Here is a 15,866-nt window from a genome sequence, read left to right as displayed (position 1 = left end):
GGAAGTCGTCCGATGGAGTGTTCCCGGGCGTAGTTCGATATACGAGGCCGCGACAATCGACCAGCGGCAGAAGAGGACGTTCCACGGCAACGGGTCCCGTCCGTGAATCGCAACGGACGAGACCGTTCAGGTTGCTGTGCGGCCGGAAGGGAGACGGCATTGTGCGTGTGACTTCACGGGCAGCCACCCAACACTGACGGGACAGCAGGCATTGGACCCGCTCCCTGCGCGATCAAACCGCAACCTCCGAGCGTCGCCTGCACTGATCTGGGGCTGGGCTGTGTCACGGCCGTGATCACCGCACCGCAGGCTGTACCTCATGCGAACTGGGGTTTTCCTGCGCTGGGTGGCGCATCCGCTGACCGTCGGGGCCACTGCGGTGCTGCTGCTCAACGACCATGTGCTCAAGCAGGCGTGGCCGGGAGTCGTCACCGGCAAGCTCAGCGACGTGGCCGGGCTGGTGATGGCACCGCCGGCGCTCGGACTGCTGTTCGGCTTGTTGCTTGCTCACCGGATCGGCGCCGCCGCCGCGGTGCTGCTGACCGGAGTCGGATTCTCGTTGGTCAAGCTGACCCCTGCGGGCGCTGAGGTCGCATCGGCGGCATGGTCGGTGGTCAACGGGCCTTCGGTCATCCTGGCTGATCCGAGCGACCTGTTCGCGTTGCCCGCGCTGGGTCTTGCCTGGTGGGCCTGGTGCCAGGTGGCGGTGGCCCCGCCACTGCCCGACAGTCTGGCTTTCCGGTTGCGGGTGATACTCGCGGTGCCGTTCACGGTTCTGGCGATCACCGCGACCTCGGCGCCCGGCGACACGCTCCCGTCGGTCGACTCCGTGAGAGGCCCCGGCGAGGGCGACGTCGAGAAGGGCGCGCAGGTGGTGATCGAGGTGGGCTGGCAGGTTTACGGCTCCCGGTCGGGCGTCGACGACTGGACGCTTCTGTCGGACGCGCCATCCGGGCCGCTGTCAACGCGCCAGCGGCAGATCGAAGCCTGCGTGCCCCATGACGCCGGGCACTGCTACCGGGTGCATGGTGGCAGTGGCCTCAACCCTCGTGAGTCGCCGCCGCACAGTGGCCGCCTGCTCGGCGTTGACGAGACGATTGACGCTGGCCAGACCTGGCATACCGCCTGGGAGGTGCCCGCCGGCCGGTGGCCGTTCGTCCTGCGCCAGCACCCAACTCCTGGCGGGGTGACCCGCGACGACGAAGTGGCCAGCGTGGACATCCTGGTCCGCGCTGTCCCCGGTGGACACGAGGTGATGGTGGCCAACGGCGCGGACGGGCTGGCGGTCCGCAGCATCGACGGCGCTTGGCGCCGCGTGCCGGTCGTAGACGCCGCGACCGGGCTGGACATCCGGCCGGCGCCACTCATCGCGTTCGGCCGGGCGATCGGAGACGACATCATCAAAGCCGGACTGATCACCCTGTTGGCGCTGCTGATCGGGATGTCGGTGGCGGCTGGCCGCGCCCGTGCCCGTGCCCGGATCGGATTCGGGCTCACAGCCGTACTGGTTTCACTCGGCGTTCTCGTCCTGGTGGCAATGCTGATCATCGGCATGGTGGGATTCCTCCGCGCAACCTCCAGGACGTCGACCGGAACCTGGCTGGCGATTGCACTGTGTCTGGTCGGCACGGGCACCGTTCTCACGCTGACTCAACGGGTACTGCTCCGCTCGCGCGCGGCGATGGTCGCCGCCGCCGCTGTACTGACCGGACTGGCGTTCGTCGGACCCATGCTCGGCTGGACGGTGGGCTACCCGCAGGAGCGCGGCTCTGCCATTGGACTAGGTCTGATCGTCGCAGTGGTGAGCCTGTTCGTGGTGGTCACGGTCGGCTGGTGGGCTGGCCGGGACCCGATCCAGCGGCTTGATCCAGCAGTAAAGGGCCGACCAGGTGCTCGTGCGGATACCAACGAGCACTCGCCTTAGGACGCCGCAATCAGGTTGCTGCGGGACCACCAGCTCATATCAGTTCGCGGTGTAGTGCCGCTTGCCAGACTGTCGACATACGCTCGTCGGCAGGACAGTGCATCAGGTGTCAGGTTGCGGATGCCATGTATGCCGCCAGGATGTAGTTCGGGTGTCGGTCAAGGTTCTTGCGGGCTCTGTCGTAGCGCATGGTCGTGCGTGGGTCGGCATGCCGAGCCGCGATCTGAACGTCACGAAGGTCGACGCTCGCGTCGAGCATCGTGGTCACGAAGGTGTGGCGCAGCATGTGTGGATGCATTCGCGGCAGCCGTACCACCGATACCTCGGACAGTCTGTGTAGCCGTCGGGTTGCGCAGTGTCTGTCCATGCGCACGCCTCGCAGGTTGAGCAGGATCGGGCCGAGGTCGCGTTCGCTGACGGCCCGGTCGATCGCCCGACCGACCGCCGGCGGCACCAGCACGATCTTGCCGCCCTTGCCGGCCACCCTCAGAACGCGGTGTCCATGTTCCTCGCCGACGTCGCTGATGTCCGCGGCGCAGGCTTCGAAAACCCGCAATCCCAGCAGGCCGAGCATCGCCACCAATGCGAAGTCGAACCGGTTGGCCGATTCCCGCGCGGCGGTCAGCAGCGCCTCGAACTGCAGATGCGACAGGCCGAGTGTCGGCGATTCGCTAGGCACCACCGGGCGCCGCACATACTCGGCCGGCGAGTGTTCGAGCACCGTGTCGATGACGCAGGTGCGGTAGAAGCCGGTGACGACTGACATCCTGCGCGACACCGTGGAAGGCTTGAACCGCCGGACTTCCTGCATCCACCGCACGTACAGCTCGATCTGCGCTCGCTCTGCTGCCAGCGGTGCGAGCTCGCGCTCCTGGCACCAGGCGAAGAAGATCCGCAGGTCCGACTCCGAATGCGTCCGCGAGACGCCGGTGTAGCGGCCGAGGTAGGCCAGGGCCGCCAGTCGTAACACCGTGTCGTTCAGGTTTGAGGGCTCCATGACGTCTCAGGCTGAGCACGGACGCGCCGAACACCAATCCAGATGGCGGAGTGGAGACGGCGTTGTGCGTGTCTCCACCGACCGACCAGGCTTGCTGGCATGACGGACGCGGACCGGCTGCACGAGATGATGCGGGAGCAGTGCGAGCCCAAGTCGAACCCAAACCCGAGGCACCTGCGGTACTCGAACGCAGTAAGCGCCTTGCGATGGATCAACAACGACCTGGCCAAAGAGAACCAAGCCTGAAACCAATCGAGGTGACGGGTTCGGTCACACCGCACGTCGCGGCATGAGGGCGCATAATGAACTGGCCGTCGTCAATGACCGATGCGTAGGTGCGTGTGTATGTCGCGCAGAGACTCACGCGATGCAGAGCCGGCGTGGTCTGGGCGCGCCTCCGCGCATGGCGCCTTTGCCTTGTCATCGACGAGAGGTGTATCGAAACGGTATTGCCGCAGTTCGAACTCGTCCCAACAGCTTGCTGGGCGTGAGTTGCTCGTCCGTGCTCAGGTAGTGCAGGTACGAGAGGGGAGTGTCGTCGAGGATCTCTTCACGCTTTCGGCGGCCGTCGCGTGCGGAACGCCAGACGCCGAGTGCGAACGCGCCCAGTCCGATACCTGCGCTGGCGGCCGGCGGCGGCTGGAAGGCGAGGAGCGCGAGTGCGCCAGTGGCGACGGACGGGGTCGCCGCTTGGATATTCACTGCGCCCAGCGTGGTATTCAACCAGCCGTGATGGCGCATCGCGCGTTCAAGCTGCTCCAGCTTGGGCCGGATTCGCGTGTCGTAACGCGCCTGCAGGTGATCGATCAGGATTTGTCGGTCCGCGATATCCTCGAGTTCGGTCGCTTCCTTGACCATCCCAGTGACCGCTTCTCTGAACTCGACGCGCCGGTCAGCATATTTCTCACGAAATCGGATGATCTCGCGCGGTGGTATGTCGTCGATTCCTCGTGGCAGCGCGGTGGTGATGGCAATATTGAGCAACAAGACCTTCTGTTCTTCAGGGGAGACTGGCAAGTTTGGCTGGTTCAGCATTCCGGCGACGAGGCGCTTGGCGGCCATGGTGCTGGCTGCCTGCTCGAACTCGTTGTCGGCGACCAGGCAGCTTCCTCGTTCTCGTGCGAGCTGTCGTCCGAGTACCAACAGATAGGCGTGCGCGAGTGTGGGGTTCATCCGCAACCTGCCGTGCTCTAGTTGGCCTAAACCGCTGTCGATCAGGCGTTCGACCAACGAATTGGACATCTTCCAGGCCGCGACACCGTTGGCCATGTCGTATTCGTCAGGACTTTGACGACGGTCGCCTGGGTTGACGTCGGCCAGAACTGATTCGAACTCCCGGCCTGCCCGCTCCAGTTGCCTTGTCTTGGGAGTTATATGGCCGATGAAGCCTGCGGCTGCCAGTTCGATCTCGGCTTGGGACAAGCTCGGTAGTGTCGACTCCGCGTCATCGGCGGAGAAACGGTCGAGACGATCCCAATGCAAGGCCGCGTTCTTCAACCAGGCCGCATCCCGGAAATGAACGTGTGGATAGTACAAGCCAAAGCCGCTGACCACGCCAGTCCTCCTCGCTGCCACCGATGAACGTCTCCGCATTCTTCGACGAAGCTCACCTTCCAATAGATGCAGTAGGACGCGACATCAAGATATGCCTCCCGATCTGCGCCGCGCAGGTCGTGTCGATCATGCGGGCAGGACCGAGCATCGGCTCCGCCAGCCAGCGCGAGACGGCCTCGTAGAAGCGCTGCCCCGCGGGCGACTTGTCAAATTCAGTCATGTCGATCATCGTTCACTACCAGGCAAAACCAGCAACATCATTTCACATGCGATCTGCAACGTGCTCATCGGCAGAAGAGCGCGTTTCGATGGGCTGGTGGTTTCAGCAGCCAGGGCTCAGATGTAGCTCGATGGTGTTCCGGCATGTGGCCACGGGACGTCAGGGACCTTGTGCGTTATCGGAGCGCGGAGTCTTCGATACCGCGAATGCAGTAGATGCGGATGGCGCGGCGGGGTGACTCGCCCGTAGGTCTGCACCGTGCACACTGGACGTGTGACGGCAGGAGGTAGGGCGAGAGGTACGTCGAGACGCGTCGCATGTGAGGAAGCGATTCTGGCGCCTCGTTCTGTCCTGGCGTCCTGGGTGGGAGACGTCATCGCGGCGGTGGTTGTCGTGGTCGCCACGTTCGTGCCGTACCCGGGTGACGAGTTGCACCCGACTGGGTGGGCGATGATGCTGTTGGTGATCGCGTCCGCTGGTGTCCTGCCGTTCCGGCGGCGCTGGCCGGTTCCGGTCCTCGCGGTGAGTCTCGGGTTCTACGCGGTGGCGGCGCTCACGAGCGCGCTGTCACCCAGTGTCACTCTGACCGTGTGCATCGCCGTGTTCGGGGCGGCGAACCGGTCCACCCGGCGGGCGACGATGGTGATCGGCGGATCTGTGGTCGTCGTGATCGTGTTGTTGGGCATGCTCGCGGCGAGCGGGGGTGTGCTCGATCCGCTGGTGTTCCAGTTCGCCCTTGCCGTCGCGTTCGCTGCGGCCGCTGGGGACGGGGCGCGGACGCGGAGGGCTTACATCGAGGCGATCACCGAACGCGCGGAGCGTGCCGAACGGACTCGGGAAGAGGAAGCCGGCCGCCGGGTCACCGAGGAGCGGTTGCGGATCGCCCGTGACCTGCACGACGTGGTCGCGCATCAGATAGCCGTGGTCAGCCTTAACGCAGGCGTGGCCTCCTCGACTCTGGATGCCAATCCTGAACGGGCCCGGACGGCGCTGGGCACGATTCGGCAGGCGTCGCGCACGGCTCTGGGAGAGATCGGTGGTCTGCTCAGCATGCTCCGTGCCGACGACCCTCGCGACGACGGGGCCCCGCAGTGCGATCTGGACCATCTCGGCCCGCTCCTTGCGCGGTTCCAGGAGACCGGGCTTGACGTGCGCACACATGTCGATGGGGACCTCTCCTCGGTGACGGGCGCCGTCGGGCTGGTTGCGTACCGGGTGATCCAGGAGGCCCTCACGAATGCTCACAAGCATGGCGCCGAGAACCGGGCGCAACTGCTGCTGGAAATCTCAGACAGGACCGTCCGGATCGTCGTCACCAACCCGGTGCGGGACATGGCGACGGTCCAGAACAGTACGGCCACGGTACCGGCCGGTTTCGGGGTCGGATTGATCGGGCTTCGTGAACGCGTCACATCAGTGCGCGGCGTAGTGCATGCAGGCCCGGCACCGGGTGGATGGACGGTGACGGCGGCGATCCCGTTGCCGGAGAAAGGATCAGCGTGACCCGCGTACTCATCGCCGACGACCAGCCCCTCATCCGGCAAGCCGTTACCGACATCCTCGCTGGCGAAGAGGACATTACCGTCGTGGGGCTGGCCGTCAACGGTGCTGACGCCGTCAGACAGGCCGTCGCGGTATGGCCGGACGTGATCGTGATGGACATCCGCATGCCCGAAATGGACGGTATCGAGGCCACGAGGCGCATCTGCGCGGACACGGCGCTCGCGCATGCGCGAGTGCTGATCCTGACGACCTTCGAAGAGGACGACAACCTCGTCGGTGCACTGCGAGCCGGCGCGAGCGGCTTCATCGGAAAGGGATCCGAGCCGGACGAGATCGTCCGTGCTGTCCGCGCGGTCCACGCCGGCGACGCCCTGTTGTCGCCGACCGCGACGCGCAGCCTGATCACCCGCTACGTCCAGACCTCGGGCGGTCATCCCCTCGCCACCGTGCCTGAGCTCACCGAACTCACCGAGCGTGAGCACGAGGTTCTGCTGCTCGTGGCACGAGGGCGGTCGAATCAGGAGATCGCCGCTGAGCTGTACATCTCACCCCACACCGCGAAAACCCACGTGAACCGGGTGATGGCCAAACTCCACGCACACGACCGCGCCCAGCTGGTGATCATCGCCTATGAGACAGGGCTCCTCACGCCAGGGCGATGACGCTTGTGTACCGCGACCGCAGTACACAAGATGACGCGCCAAGGCGACGCGCCTCGCGGCACACACGGCCGACGATGGAAGAGTGACTCGATCAACCCGCCCCGCACCTGACGCCATCGTCGCCGCGGAGACCGCACGCACTCGCCACGTTCTTCCCGTCTTCGCCGGGCTTCTTGTGGCAATGCTGCTTGGCTCCCTCGACCAGACGATCTTCTCCACAGCGCTGCCTACGATCGTCGGCGAACTCGGCGGAGTGAACCGCATGCTGTGGGTCACTACCGCATACCTCGTCGCCTCGACCATCACAATGCCGATCTACGGCAAGCTCGGTGACCTCATGGGCCGCAAGAGCCTGTTCGTCGGTGCCCTGACGATCTTCCTGGTCGGCTCGGTGATCGGTGGACTCGCGCAGGACATGACCTGGCTGGTCATCGCTCGCGCCGTACAGGGTATCGGCGGCGGCGGGCTCATGATCCTCGCCCAGGCGATCATCGCCGATGTCGTCCCGGTGCGTGAACGGCCCCGGTACATGGGACTCATGGGCGCGGTGTTCGGGCTTTCCGCCGTGGTCGGTCCGCTGCTGGGCGGGTGGTTCACCGAAAGCGCTCACTGGCGATGGGCGTTCTGGATCAACATCCCTCTCGGCATCGCCGCGATCGCCCTGGCGGCGGTCTTTCTCAAGCTGCCCCGCCACGACGGCAAGGTCCGCTTCGACCTCTGGGGTGTCGTCACGATGGCGATCGCCGTGACTTCGATCATCCTCATCGCCTCCTGGGGCGGCACCGAATACAAGTGGGACTCGCCGACCATCACCTGGCTGATCGTCAGCGCCGGCGTGTTCAGCGCCCTGTTCGTCGTCGCCGAGTACAAGGCGGCCGAACCGATCATCCCGCTGGCGTTGTTCAGGAGCCGCAACTTCGTCATCGCCACTGTCGCCGGCCTGTTCATCGGTATCGCCATGTTCGGTGCGATCGCCTACCTGCCGACGTACCTGCAGATGGTCACCGGTGTGAACGCCACCGCCTCCGGGCTTATGCTGTTGCCGATGATCGGCGGGCTCATGGTCGGTGCGGTCACCACCGGCCAGCTCGCCGCGAAGACCGGGCGGTACAAGTGGATGCCCATGGCCAGCATGGTCGGCCTCGGCGTCGGGCTCTGGCTGTTGTCCACTTTGACCGTCGACACCCCGCAGTGGCTCCTGCTCAGTTACCTCTTCGTCCTCGGACTCGGCGTCGGGCTGGGGATCCAGATCCTCGTCCTGGTTGTGCAGAACTCGTTCCCGGACTCGCAGGTCGGCACGGCGACGGCGTCGAACAACTTCTTCCGTGAGATCGGCGGCTCTCTGGGCGGCGCCATCGTGGGAGCCCTCTTCTCCTCCCGGCTCACCGATCTCCTCGCGCAGCGCATGCCCACGGGGACCGGGAACACGGGGGACCTCAACTCACTCACCCCCGCCGCGGTTCGAGGCTTGCCCGATGCGATCCGCGACACCATCGTCGGCGCGTACAACGACGCCCTCACACCGGTGTTCGCCACCCTCATTCCCATGGTCCTCGCCGGCTTCATCCTTGTCGTGTTCATCAAGGAAACACCCTTGCGTGCCACGATCGAGACGGCGGAACCTGGTGGCGACACCGCCGAGAAAGCCCGGGCAGCGGTGTAACCGGCCGCTGCTGTTCTTTCGCATCGCTTGATGGAGTCTCACAGGTCTGGGAACGCACCAGCCTTGGGTACGAGCCCCAATGATCGGACGAGTCGGGTCATTTGCTCGCGGAAGAGCTTGTCGCGGCTCGGTTTTGGGGTACGGAGGTGTCCGTAGATCTCCAGCGACACCAGGCCGTGTACCTGGCCCCAGATGTACACCGAGAGTGCCACGCCCGCGGGCGGGAGGTCTGGGAACGCCGGGCGGACCAAGTCGAGTAGGTCGGATTCGAAGTCTGACCACTGGATTTCGCTGTCGGCGTAGAGGTATGCGGCGCTCGGCCAGGCTGCGGCGGCGAGGGCGGTCAGTCCTGTGCAGAACCGCAATTCGGCTTCCAGGGCCGCGCCGCCCGTGGGGGCGATATATCCAGGGACGGCCTCGCCGAAAATGAGGCGGAATCCTTCCGGATTGGCCAGCGCCCAGTTCCGGACGGCGTGGGCCCATGATTGAACCTGGGCACCCGGATCCGGGTCGTTGGTCGAACCCTGTGCGGCATCGGCGAGCGAGGTGTACACGTCCGGATCAGTGCCGTGACCAGGTCGTCGCGAGTGGAGAAGTAACCGTAAATGGCGTTGGGGAACATTCCCATTTGACGGGCGATGGCGCGCAACGTGATAGCGCCAGGGCCAGCTTCTGCCATCAGTTGCAGCGCCAACTCTTGATCTCGGCTGTGGTCTCGATCCGCAGTCGATCGCGCCGCGTCGGCTTGCTGCTGGTCATGCGGCCAATCTACCGCGTCGCCTCGCTGAAACACGCAGACAGCCTGTCTGCTGTACAGTAACTGTACGGCGTACAGAACAGATTTTGGTTTACGCGACAGAAGGAGAGTTGTGTCTAGTCCACCTACCCGCCCACGCCCCATTGCCCTGGTCATCGGCGGCACCGGGACGACCGGCCGCCGCGTCGTCGAACGGCTCGCCGCTCAAGGTCACCCGGTTCGGATCGGATCACGCAGCGGCCAACCGCCATTCGTCTGGGAAGACCCCGATACCTGGAAAGCGGCGCTCCATGGGGTCGACCGGGTCTACGTCGTGCACCCCGATCTCACCCAACCGGCTGCCGCCGAGCAGATCGACGCCTTCTCCCGGACAGCGGTGGCCTGCGGTGCCCGGCGTCTGGTGCTGCTGTCCGGCCGTGGCGATGCGACCCTGCACGCTGTCGAGGACGGCCTGAAGAACTCCGGCGCCGACTGGACTGTGATTCGGCCCGGCTGGTTCAACCAGAACTTCAGTGAGAGTTTCTTCCTGGAAGCCATCGTGGCCGGCGAGATCGCCCTGCCGGTCGCCGGTGCGGGGGAGGCGTTCGTCGACGCCGACGACATCGCCGACGTGGTGGTCGCCGCGCTCACCGACGATCGCCACATCGGCAAGATCTACGAACTTTCGGGCCCGCGCCTGATGACGTTCGCCGAGGTAGCCGCGGAGTTGTCCAAGGCTGCTGGGCGTGAGATCACCTTCACCCCGCTCACGTTGGAGCAGTTCCGCGCCGTCATGGTGGCGAATGGCTTGCCGGAGGAAGTCGCGGACGGGTTCGCCGAAAGCCTGGGCGGCAAGACCTCCTACCTGGTGCACGGTGTTGAACAAGCCTTGGGCCGCAAACCCAAGGACTTCTCCGACTACGCCCGCGAAACCGCAGCCACGGGCGTCTGGAACGTCTGACCGCTGGCTCGACTCAACGACTCTACGAACAACAGGAGGACCATCATGTCTGGTCTGCAGGACAAGGTAGTGATCGTGACAGGTGGCGCCCGCGGGATCGGCGCTGCGGCGGCCGCCCGCATGGCCCGGGACGGGGCCCAAGTGGTGGTCACCGACCTGCTCAGCGAGGAAGGCGAGAAGACCGCCATAGAGATCGAAGGCGTGTTCCTTCAGCACGACGTAACCAGTGAGGACGACTGGCAGAGCGTAGTGGCGGCGACGGTCGAGCGCTACGGCCGAGTGGACGGTCTGGTCAACAACGCCGGGGTCGCCACCGGCTCGCCGATCGAGAGCGAAACGCTGGAGCAGTTCGAACGCGTGCTGAAGATCAACCTCACGGGAGTCTTTCTGGGGCTGAGGGCGGTCATCGAACCGATGAAGGCGGCAGGCGGCGGCTCGATCGTCAACATCGCCTCCATTACCGGACTGATCGGGCTTCCCGGCGTTTCCGGCTACGGAGCGTCCAAGTGGGGCGTGCGCGGCCTGACCAAAATCGCGGCGACGGAGCTGGGCCAACACCGGATCCGAGTCAACGCCGTGAACCCCGGCGTGATCTACACCCCGATGACCATCGAGCGTGACGCTCAGCTTGGCGAGGGCAACTTCCCCCTGGCCCCGCTGGGACGGATCGGCGTGCCAGAGGAGATCGGCGAAGCGGTGTCCTTCCTGATCTCCGACGCTGCCTCGTACACAACCGGTGCGGAGATCACAGTGGACGGTGGCTGGACGTCCGGTCAAACCATGATGACGCAACACCTCGACACCACCGACGAGACCGCTGCGTAACTTCCCGGCCACTGCTACAACGCCTGTGCCCCCAGCTCAACGCGAGCGGGGGCACAGGCACGTCGTAGCGCTGGAAGCCAGGCGCAGGCCTCGGCGTTCGTTGCACCGCCCGATATCCGAATCCAGCTGCCGTCGGCGCACGAGCCGGATCGCTGAGGCCGTGCGCGGTCAACAAAGTGGGCGACCCGGTTCACCGGCCCTCAGTTTGGTCATTGCGTAGTCCGATCGACCGTTCCGAGGAAATCCGCCCAGATGTTGATGTTGCCGGGTGGAGGCGCCGTCAGCGCCCCCGGGTTTCCCTATCGCTGTGCGGCTTTGGCCTCGCTCATGGTGTCCCACAGCACCTTGGAGCCGATATAGGTGTAGACGCCGGGTCCGCCTTGGGCGGCGCAGCCTTCGCCGCGGGAGACGATGCCGATCTGGATGTAGGTCTGGGTGCCCGGCACGGTACGGAAGAGCGGGCCGCCGCTGTCGCCTTGGCAGGAGTCCTTGCCCTCGACACCGGCGCAGACTTCCGTGGCCCTGTTGTACGCGTCGAGGCCGATCTCCTTGGGGTAGGCGATTTCGCACTCGTTGTGGGACAGGAAGGGGACGTCCACTTGGCGCAGCCGGTCGGGAAAGTGGGGCTGTGCGGTGTCGGTGTTTCCCCAGCCGATGACTTTGGCCTTGGTGCCGGGGCGGATCAGTCCGTCGGTGCCCCGGGTCGGCAGTTGGATCGGCGTGATGCCGTCCACGGGTTTGTCCAGGCGGAGCAGGGCGATGTCGTAGCCCGGTTGTTTGCCGTACAGCGGGTGCGAACTGATCTCCGTGACGTTGCGGACTTCGCCCTGCTGGCTGTTGCTCAACACGGTGCGGCCGACCACGACCTCCAGGGTCGCCGGATCGCCGCCGACACAGTGTGCTGCGGTCATGACTGTCGCCGCTCCGATCAGACTGCCTCCGCAGACCGCCCGCTCAAGGGGACTGCCGGGGCCTTTGTCCAGTAGCGCGGCCATGAATGGGTAGGCGTCGTTGGGTACGTCGGTGCCGCCGATGATCTGCGGCTGGACGTTGCCGTTGGGTGGGGGTGGCGGGGCGGCCTGCGCGGGTGCGGCCGTCGCGACCAGCGCCAGGGCGAAGCCGGTCGTCAGCAGGGTGACGGCCGTTCTACGGGCAAGCGGGAATCTCATGGAATTCCTCCAGTGGGAATGCAGACGAACAAAGCGGCAGTGGTCCGTGGCTGTGCCCCGTGCCCGGACGCCCCGCTCTTGTTGGCTGTGCCCGTTGAGCATCCAAGACATCCAAGTGGGCAGCCACCCTCAGAAGAAGGGAGGTGCCGGGCCGACCGGATGGATTGCGTGTATCTATCGTCTCGAATTCGAGGCGACCGCTTCACCGCATGTGGACCTGGTACGACGATCCGTCGAGGGTTCGGACTGTGGCAAGCGTGATCCGCCTGTTGCTCGGTCATCGTCTGTCCTTTTGGGTGTGTGGTGGGACGTTGAGCAGGACGCCAGAGAGCAGGACGACGTAGGACAGCAGCGTGACAAACGCTAGTGGAGATCAGCGTGGCTTTGATGGGCTGGCGGACGCATTGGTAGGCGATCAGGCCGGGCACGATGAAGCCGAGTGTTCCGTGGGCGAACAGGAATGGCCGGTCCCGCAGCAGGAACGGGAAGATGGTGAGCTGGAGGAACACACCGAGCAGCAGGACGGTGGCGAAGAGTCTCTTGCCATGGAGGATCACGAACCGTTGCAGCAGGCGGGCGCGGAAGTAGGTCGCGATGGTGACTCCGGCGATGATCCACAGTCTGCGTGGGTCGGTGATGAGGGCCAGGCCGAGCCAGCCCGGTGTGATCATCCCACCGGGGAGAAGGTGGAGACCAGGTAGCAGCCGAGCGAGAACACCAGGCCGATGGCGATTCCGAGCACGGCCATGTCGGCCGTCACGGTGGCGGCCAGCACGGCTCTCCCGTCTTTTCCAGGTGGTGCAACAGGTTTCGCCTTGGCCGTGGATGTTGCCGATGGCCACAAGCGGCGCGTCGTCGTCGATGTGGACCACTATGGTCCGCAGGATCTCCTCGACAGGCCGGTTTACGCCGCCGAGGTTGAAGATCGGGCTGTCCCATTCTGTACCGCTCGAAAAGTCCGCTGCACGTCAAGCCGCGTACCGGTACTCGTTGATGAGTCCATTAAGGACCCGGGTATGTGTCTTGGTGCTGTCCTGGCGTAGCGGCACGGCGGGGGACGGATTGCTGTCGTCGGGTCAGTTAGTACAGGAGCGACACGATCACTGGAGCTTGGTCTCAGCGCGTCAGCTGATGGCCTGACCAGGCGCCACGATGTTGCGAGCGGTTCAGGCGCTGGTGACGTTGTGAGCCAGCTTCTGAATGCCCAGCGCCTTATGCGGTCCGAGGCGATGCTTGACGCAACGTCCTCAGGTGATCTTTGACTGTCGGGATTGTTGCGGACGCCCTGCCGACGACGTTGACTGCCGGTGGAATGCGGACGTGCGGCTGTGCGGGCGACGACGGAGATAGTGCGGATGATGTCGGTGTGGCGGGGAACCGGTAGACCGGTGCTGCGTTGCGCCGTTTGCCATAACCTCGGTCGTGGTCGTCATTGGCGCGGCACCGCATCATGGCGCTTCACGAGGTGTCGGTACGCAGCCCATCCAGCAACAGCCCCACTACGCGGTCGGCTTGCTGACGCCCGGCGGGGGTGTCGGGCAGTTCCCAGACTCCGCACAACGCCAGCAACAGGTCATCGGCGCCGATGTCGGAGCGGATCGCTCCAGCCGCGGCCGCTCGCTCCAGCAGCCGGCCCAACGCCTCAGTCGTCTCGCTGTAGGCGTCTTCCATCAGCGCCTGCTCGCCATCGATCAGCGCGGCGCGGAATGCTTCGGCCATACCGGGCCGAGTGCTGGCGTAGCGGCCCATCTTCATCAGCCATTGGGCCAAGGCTTCGCTCGATGACAGCCGGGCGGCCAGTTCGTCGGCCCAGCGCCCCAGCTCCTGCATCTCGTGCCGGTAGATGGTCAGGAACAACGCTTCGCGGGTGGGGAAATGCCGGTAGAGGGTGGCGATGCTGACACCAGCCCTTCGCGCGACCGCCTCCATCGCCAGTTGCCGGTTCGACTCGGCCAGCAACTGCAACGCCGCGCTGAGCAGCCGTTCACGGTTGCGCTGGGCGTCGGCGCGCAGCGGGGCGCGCCGCGCCACCTCGGTCCGGTCGTTCATTGTTCCTCCTAGCCAGGGCGCTCACCCCACCCCGAAAACGTAGGGCCCTACTCTTAGGGTAGCGTGACAAGAAACGTAGACCCCTACGTTTCTGTTCGAACTTGCTGGATCTCACTAGGGAGCCCCATGGTCAGCATCGAAGTCCTGCCCGCGACGTCGGCCACCTGGAACGACGTGATGGAGACCGCCCCGGCGTTTGCCGCCGATGCAGGTCCTCTGCTTGAAGCCGGCAGCAAGATTGTCGCGACCCTGCGCAAGGACGGCTCGCCGCGGATCAGCGCGATCGACATGCGACTGGTGGAAGGCCACGCAGTACTGATGCTGATGCCTCATTCCCAGAAGGTTCGCGACATCCGCCGCGATCCGCGGGTGGCGGTCCACGCCAGCTCGCACGCTTCAGCCGATATGGCCAGTTGGCCGGGCGACGCCAAACTATGCGGGCGCGCGGTCCAGGCCGACCCCGTCACCGCGGCGAGGCTGCGTGACGCCATCGGTGCGCCCGAGGAGGTCGCGGGCGACCCGGTCTTCGTCGTGGACATCACCGAGGTCGTGATCACTCGCCCTGCCCCGGGCGGTGACCAGGTGGAAGTGATCTTGTGGAAGGGCGGGGACGTTCGCCGGATGCAGGCCCGCTGAGACCGCGCCGCCGCCAACCCTGCCGCGGAGACGGCATCCGCGGACCCCGGAGGGGCAGGCTCACGGCCAGCAATGCCTCCCGCGTCGCGGTGACCTACTCGTCAGTTTGAATCAATCGATTGACTCAATAACGGGCGTTCGGACAAGGATCGTCCTGCGAAGGAGCAAACGAACATGGCCACATACGTTCTGGTCCACGGCGGCGCACACGGCGGCTGGTGTTACCAGCGGGTCACGCGGCTCCTCCGATCAGCCGGTCACGAGGTGTACACCCCGACCATGACCGGCCTAGGCGAGCGGGCCCACCTGCTGCGGCCGGACATCGACCTCGACTTCCACATCAACGACATCACCACGGTGCTCGAGTACGAGGACCTGCGTGACGTGATCCTGGTCGGTCACAGCTACGGCGGCATGGTCATCACCGGCGTCGCCGACCGCGCGACCGACCGCATCGGCCACCTCGTCTACCTCGACGCCGCCAACCCGATCAACGGCGAAGCCCTCGCTGACATCACCCCTCCAGATGCGATCAAGGCCCTCCGCGAGGCCGGCAAGATCGTTGACGGTGTTGAACTGGTGCTCTGGCCTGGCACCGAGCCGATCCCGCACTATGGACTGACCGACCCGGATGACATCGCCTGGACCACGGCGCGGCTGACCCCGCACCCGTACCGGTGTGTCACACAACCACTGCGATTGACCAACGAGGCCGCGTTGTGGGAGATCCCGCAAACCTACATCGTCTGCACCGACACCCTCCCTTACCGCGACCCCGCCCGCATGGCCAACGCCAAGGCGGCGGGCCGGCTCTGGGATATCGACACCGGCCACGACCTCATGATCAGCGAGCCCGAAGCCGTCGCCGACCTCCTCCTACGAGTACCGACCGCCTGACCTGTTGTCTCCCGATCATCGAATGCGGGAGACGACAACGGCGGTTCTCTAGGGACACCGGCCCGGTTCG

Annotated in this window: 16 protein-coding genes and 1 pseudogene; 9 read left to right on the top strand and 8 right to left on the bottom strand. The window is 65.4% G+C overall.

Features of this window, described 5'->3' with window-relative positions; all coding sequences use genetic code 11:
* The first annotated feature begins 319 nt into the window (after nucleotides 1-319).
* Nucleotides 320-1,924, top strand: coding sequence for a hypothetical protein (locus tag JOF56_RS48505; RefSeq protein ID WP_209646238.1), 1,605 nt, complete (start codon nucleotides 320-322; stop codon nucleotides 1,922-1,924).
* A 109-nt stretch (nucleotides 1,925-2,033) separates the two neighbouring features.
* On the opposite strand, the gene JOF56_RS48500 is transcribed toward JOF56_RS48505, so the two are convergent.
* A complete protein-coding gene (locus tag JOF56_RS48500) occupies nucleotides 2,034-2,921 on the bottom strand; it encodes a tyrosine-type recombinase/integrase (RefSeq protein WP_209646237.1) in 888 nt (295 codons plus the stop codon).
* Between the two features lie 99 nt (nucleotides 2,922-3,020).
* Between JOF56_RS48500 and JOF56_RS48495 the strand changes: the two genes are divergently transcribed.
* The gene (locus tag JOF56_RS48495; RefSeq protein ID WP_209646236.1) at nucleotides 3,021-3,167 is read left to right on the top strand and encodes a hypothetical protein; all 147 of its coding nucleotides are present in this window, start codon (nucleotides 3,021-3,023) and stop codon (nucleotides 3,165-3,167) included.
* Nucleotides 3,168-3,341: 174 nt separating this feature from the next.
* Here the strand turns inward: JOF56_RS48495 and JOF56_RS48490 are convergent, their stop codons facing one another.
* Together JOF56_RS48490 and JOF56_RS48485 are read right to left on the bottom strand one after the other, a co-directional pair.
* Nucleotides 3,342-4,475: a DUF6236 family protein gene (locus JOF56_RS48490; protein WP_209646235.1), complete on the bottom strand. Its 1,134-nt coding sequence runs from the start codon at nucleotides 4,473-4,475 to the stop codon at nucleotides 3,342-3,344.
* Between the two features lie 52 nt (nucleotides 4,476-4,527).
* Nucleotides 4,528-4,695 carry a hypothetical protein gene (locus tag JOF56_RS48485; RefSeq protein ID WP_209646234.1) on the bottom strand — a complete coding sequence of 56 codons (168 nt, stop codon included), beginning with the start codon at nucleotides 4,693-4,695 and terminating at the stop codon, nucleotides 4,528-4,530.
* Between the two features lie 363 nt (nucleotides 4,696-5,058).
* Here JOF56_RS48485 and JOF56_RS48480 point away from each other — a divergent pair, with 363 nt between their 5' ends.
* From JOF56_RS48480 to JOF56_RS48470, 3 genes are all read left to right on the top strand, one after another.
* On the top strand, nucleotides 5,059-6,198 hold the full coding sequence (locus JOF56_RS48480; RefSeq protein WP_209646233.1) for a sensor histidine kinase: 1,140 nt from the start codon (nucleotides 5,059-5,061) through the stop codon (nucleotides 6,196-6,198).
* Complete coding sequence (locus JOF56_RS48475) at nucleotides 6,195-6,860, top strand: response regulator transcription factor (RefSeq protein ID WP_209646232.1); 666 nt, start codon at nucleotides 6,195-6,197, stop codon at nucleotides 6,858-6,860. Before JOF56_RS48480 ends, JOF56_RS48475 begins: the two co-directional genes overlap by 4 nt.
* A gap of 82 nt (nucleotides 6,861-6,942) precedes the next feature.
* Complete coding sequence (locus tag JOF56_RS48470) at nucleotides 6,943-8,523, top strand: MDR family MFS transporter (protein ID WP_209646231.1); 1,581 nt, start codon at nucleotides 6,943-6,945, stop codon at nucleotides 8,521-8,523.
* Nucleotides 8,524-8,561: 38 nt separating this feature from the next.
* On the opposite strand, the gene JOF56_RS48465 is transcribed toward JOF56_RS48470, so the two are convergent.
* Nucleotides 8,562-9,077: a TetR-like C-terminal domain-containing protein gene (locus JOF56_RS48465; RefSeq protein ID WP_209646230.1), complete on the bottom strand. Its 516-nt coding sequence runs from the start codon at nucleotides 9,075-9,077 to the stop codon at nucleotides 8,562-8,564.
* A gap of 68 nt (nucleotides 9,078-9,145) precedes the next feature.
* A pseudogene (locus JOF56_RS60980) lies at nucleotides 9,146-9,202 on the bottom strand (hypothetical protein); the annotation flags it as partial.
* Between the two features lie 190 nt (nucleotides 9,203-9,392).
* Between JOF56_RS60980 and JOF56_RS48460 the strand changes: the two are divergent.
* Both JOF56_RS48460 and JOF56_RS48455 read left to right on the top strand, forming a co-directional pair.
* A complete protein-coding gene (locus tag JOF56_RS48460; RefSeq protein WP_307855605.1) occupies nucleotides 9,393-10,220 on the top strand; it encodes an NAD(P)H-binding protein in 828 nt (275 codons plus the stop codon).
* Between the two features lie 45 nt (nucleotides 10,221-10,265).
* Nucleotides 10,266-11,045 carry a glucose 1-dehydrogenase gene (locus JOF56_RS48455; protein ID WP_209646229.1) on the top strand — a complete coding sequence of 260 codons (780 nt, stop codon included), beginning with the start codon at nucleotides 10,266-10,268 and terminating at the stop codon, nucleotides 11,043-11,045.
* Between the two features lie 299 nt (nucleotides 11,046-11,344).
* Here JOF56_RS48455 and JOF56_RS48450 read toward each other — a convergent pair whose 3' ends face one another.
* The 3 genes from JOF56_RS48450 to JOF56_RS48440 form a co-directional block, all read right to left on the bottom strand.
* On the bottom strand, nucleotides 11,345-12,214 hold the full coding sequence (locus tag JOF56_RS48450) for a S1 family peptidase (protein ID WP_209646228.1): 870 nt from the start codon (nucleotides 12,212-12,214) through the stop codon (nucleotides 11,345-11,347).
* Nucleotides 12,211-12,885 carry a poly-gamma-glutamate biosynthesis protein PgsC/CapC gene (locus tag JOF56_RS59055; protein WP_245378717.1) on the bottom strand — a complete coding sequence of 225 codons (675 nt, stop codon included), beginning with the start codon at nucleotides 12,883-12,885 and terminating at the stop codon, nucleotides 12,211-12,213. The genes JOF56_RS48450 and JOF56_RS59055 overlap by 4 nt, the downstream gene beginning before the upstream one ends.
* Before the next feature lie 787 nt (nucleotides 12,886-13,672).
* Nucleotides 13,673-14,263 (bottom strand): TetR/AcrR family transcriptional regulator, encoded by a 591-nt coding sequence (locus JOF56_RS48440; protein WP_209646227.1) that lies wholly within the window; start codon nucleotides 14,261-14,263, stop codon nucleotides 13,673-13,675.
* Nucleotides 14,264-14,389: 126 nt separating this feature from the next.
* On the opposite strand from JOF56_RS48440, the gene JOF56_RS48435 reads away from it, so the two are divergent.
* Nucleotides 14,390-14,899: a pyridoxamine 5'-phosphate oxidase family protein gene (locus JOF56_RS48435; protein ID WP_209646226.1), complete on the top strand. Its 510-nt coding sequence runs from the start codon at nucleotides 14,390-14,392 to the stop codon at nucleotides 14,897-14,899.
* 174 nt (nucleotides 14,900-15,073) lie between these two features.
* Nucleotides 15,074-15,796, top strand: a complete 723-nt coding sequence (locus tag JOF56_RS48430) for an alpha/beta fold hydrolase (protein WP_209646225.1) — start codon at nucleotides 15,074-15,076, stop codon at nucleotides 15,794-15,796.
* Nucleotides 15,797-15,866 lie beyond the last annotated feature (70 nt).

The organism is Kibdelosporangium banguiense (assembly GCF_017876405.1).
GTDB lineage: Bacteria > Actinomycetota > Actinomycetes > Mycobacteriales > Pseudonocardiaceae > Kibdelosporangium > Kibdelosporangium banguiense.
The sequence above is the reverse complement of the archived record's forward strand: the minus strand, read 5'-3'. Positions and strand labels throughout refer to the sequence as shown.

What these genes read in the sequence shown, in the direction of transcription:
- JOF56_RS48505 (WP_209646238.1), top strand. Translation starts at nt 320, where the DNA reads ATGCGAACTGGGGTTTTCCTGCGCTGGGTGGCGCATCCGCTGACCGTC.
- JOF56_RS48500 (WP_209646237.1), bottom strand. Translation starts at nt 2,921, where the DNA reads ATGGAGCCCTCAAACCTGAACGACACGGTGTTACGACTGGCGGCCCTG.
- JOF56_RS48495 (WP_209646236.1), top strand. Translation starts at nt 3,021, where the DNA reads ATGACGGACGCGGACCGGCTGCACGAGATGATGCGGGAGCAGTGCGAG.
- JOF56_RS48485 (WP_209646234.1), bottom strand. Translation starts at nt 4,695, where the DNA reads ATGACTGAATTTGACAAGTCGCCCGCGGGGCAGCGCTTCTACGAGGCC.
- JOF56_RS48455 (WP_209646229.1), top strand. Translation starts at nt 10,266, where the DNA reads ATGTCTGGTCTGCAGGACAAGGTAGTGATCGTGACAGGTGGCGCCCGC.
- JOF56_RS48450 (WP_209646228.1), bottom strand. Translation starts at nt 12,214, where the DNA reads ATGAGATTCCCGCTTGCCCGTAGAACGGCCGTCACCCTGCTGACGACC.
- JOF56_RS59055 (WP_245378717.1), bottom strand. Translation starts at nt 12,885, where the DNA reads ATGATCACACCGGGCTGGCTCGGCCTGGCCCTCATCACCGACCCACGC.
- JOF56_RS48440 (WP_209646227.1), bottom strand. Translation starts at nt 14,263, where the DNA reads ATGAACGACCGGACCGAGGTGGCGCGGCGCGCCCCGCTGCGCGCCGAC.
- JOF56_RS48435 (WP_209646226.1), top strand. Translation starts at nt 14,390, where the DNA reads ATGGTCAGCATCGAAGTCCTGCCCGCGACGTCGGCCACCTGGAACGAC.
- JOF56_RS48430 (WP_209646225.1), top strand. Translation starts at nt 15,074, where the DNA reads ATGGCCACATACGTTCTGGTCCACGGCGGCGCACACGGCGGCTGGTGT.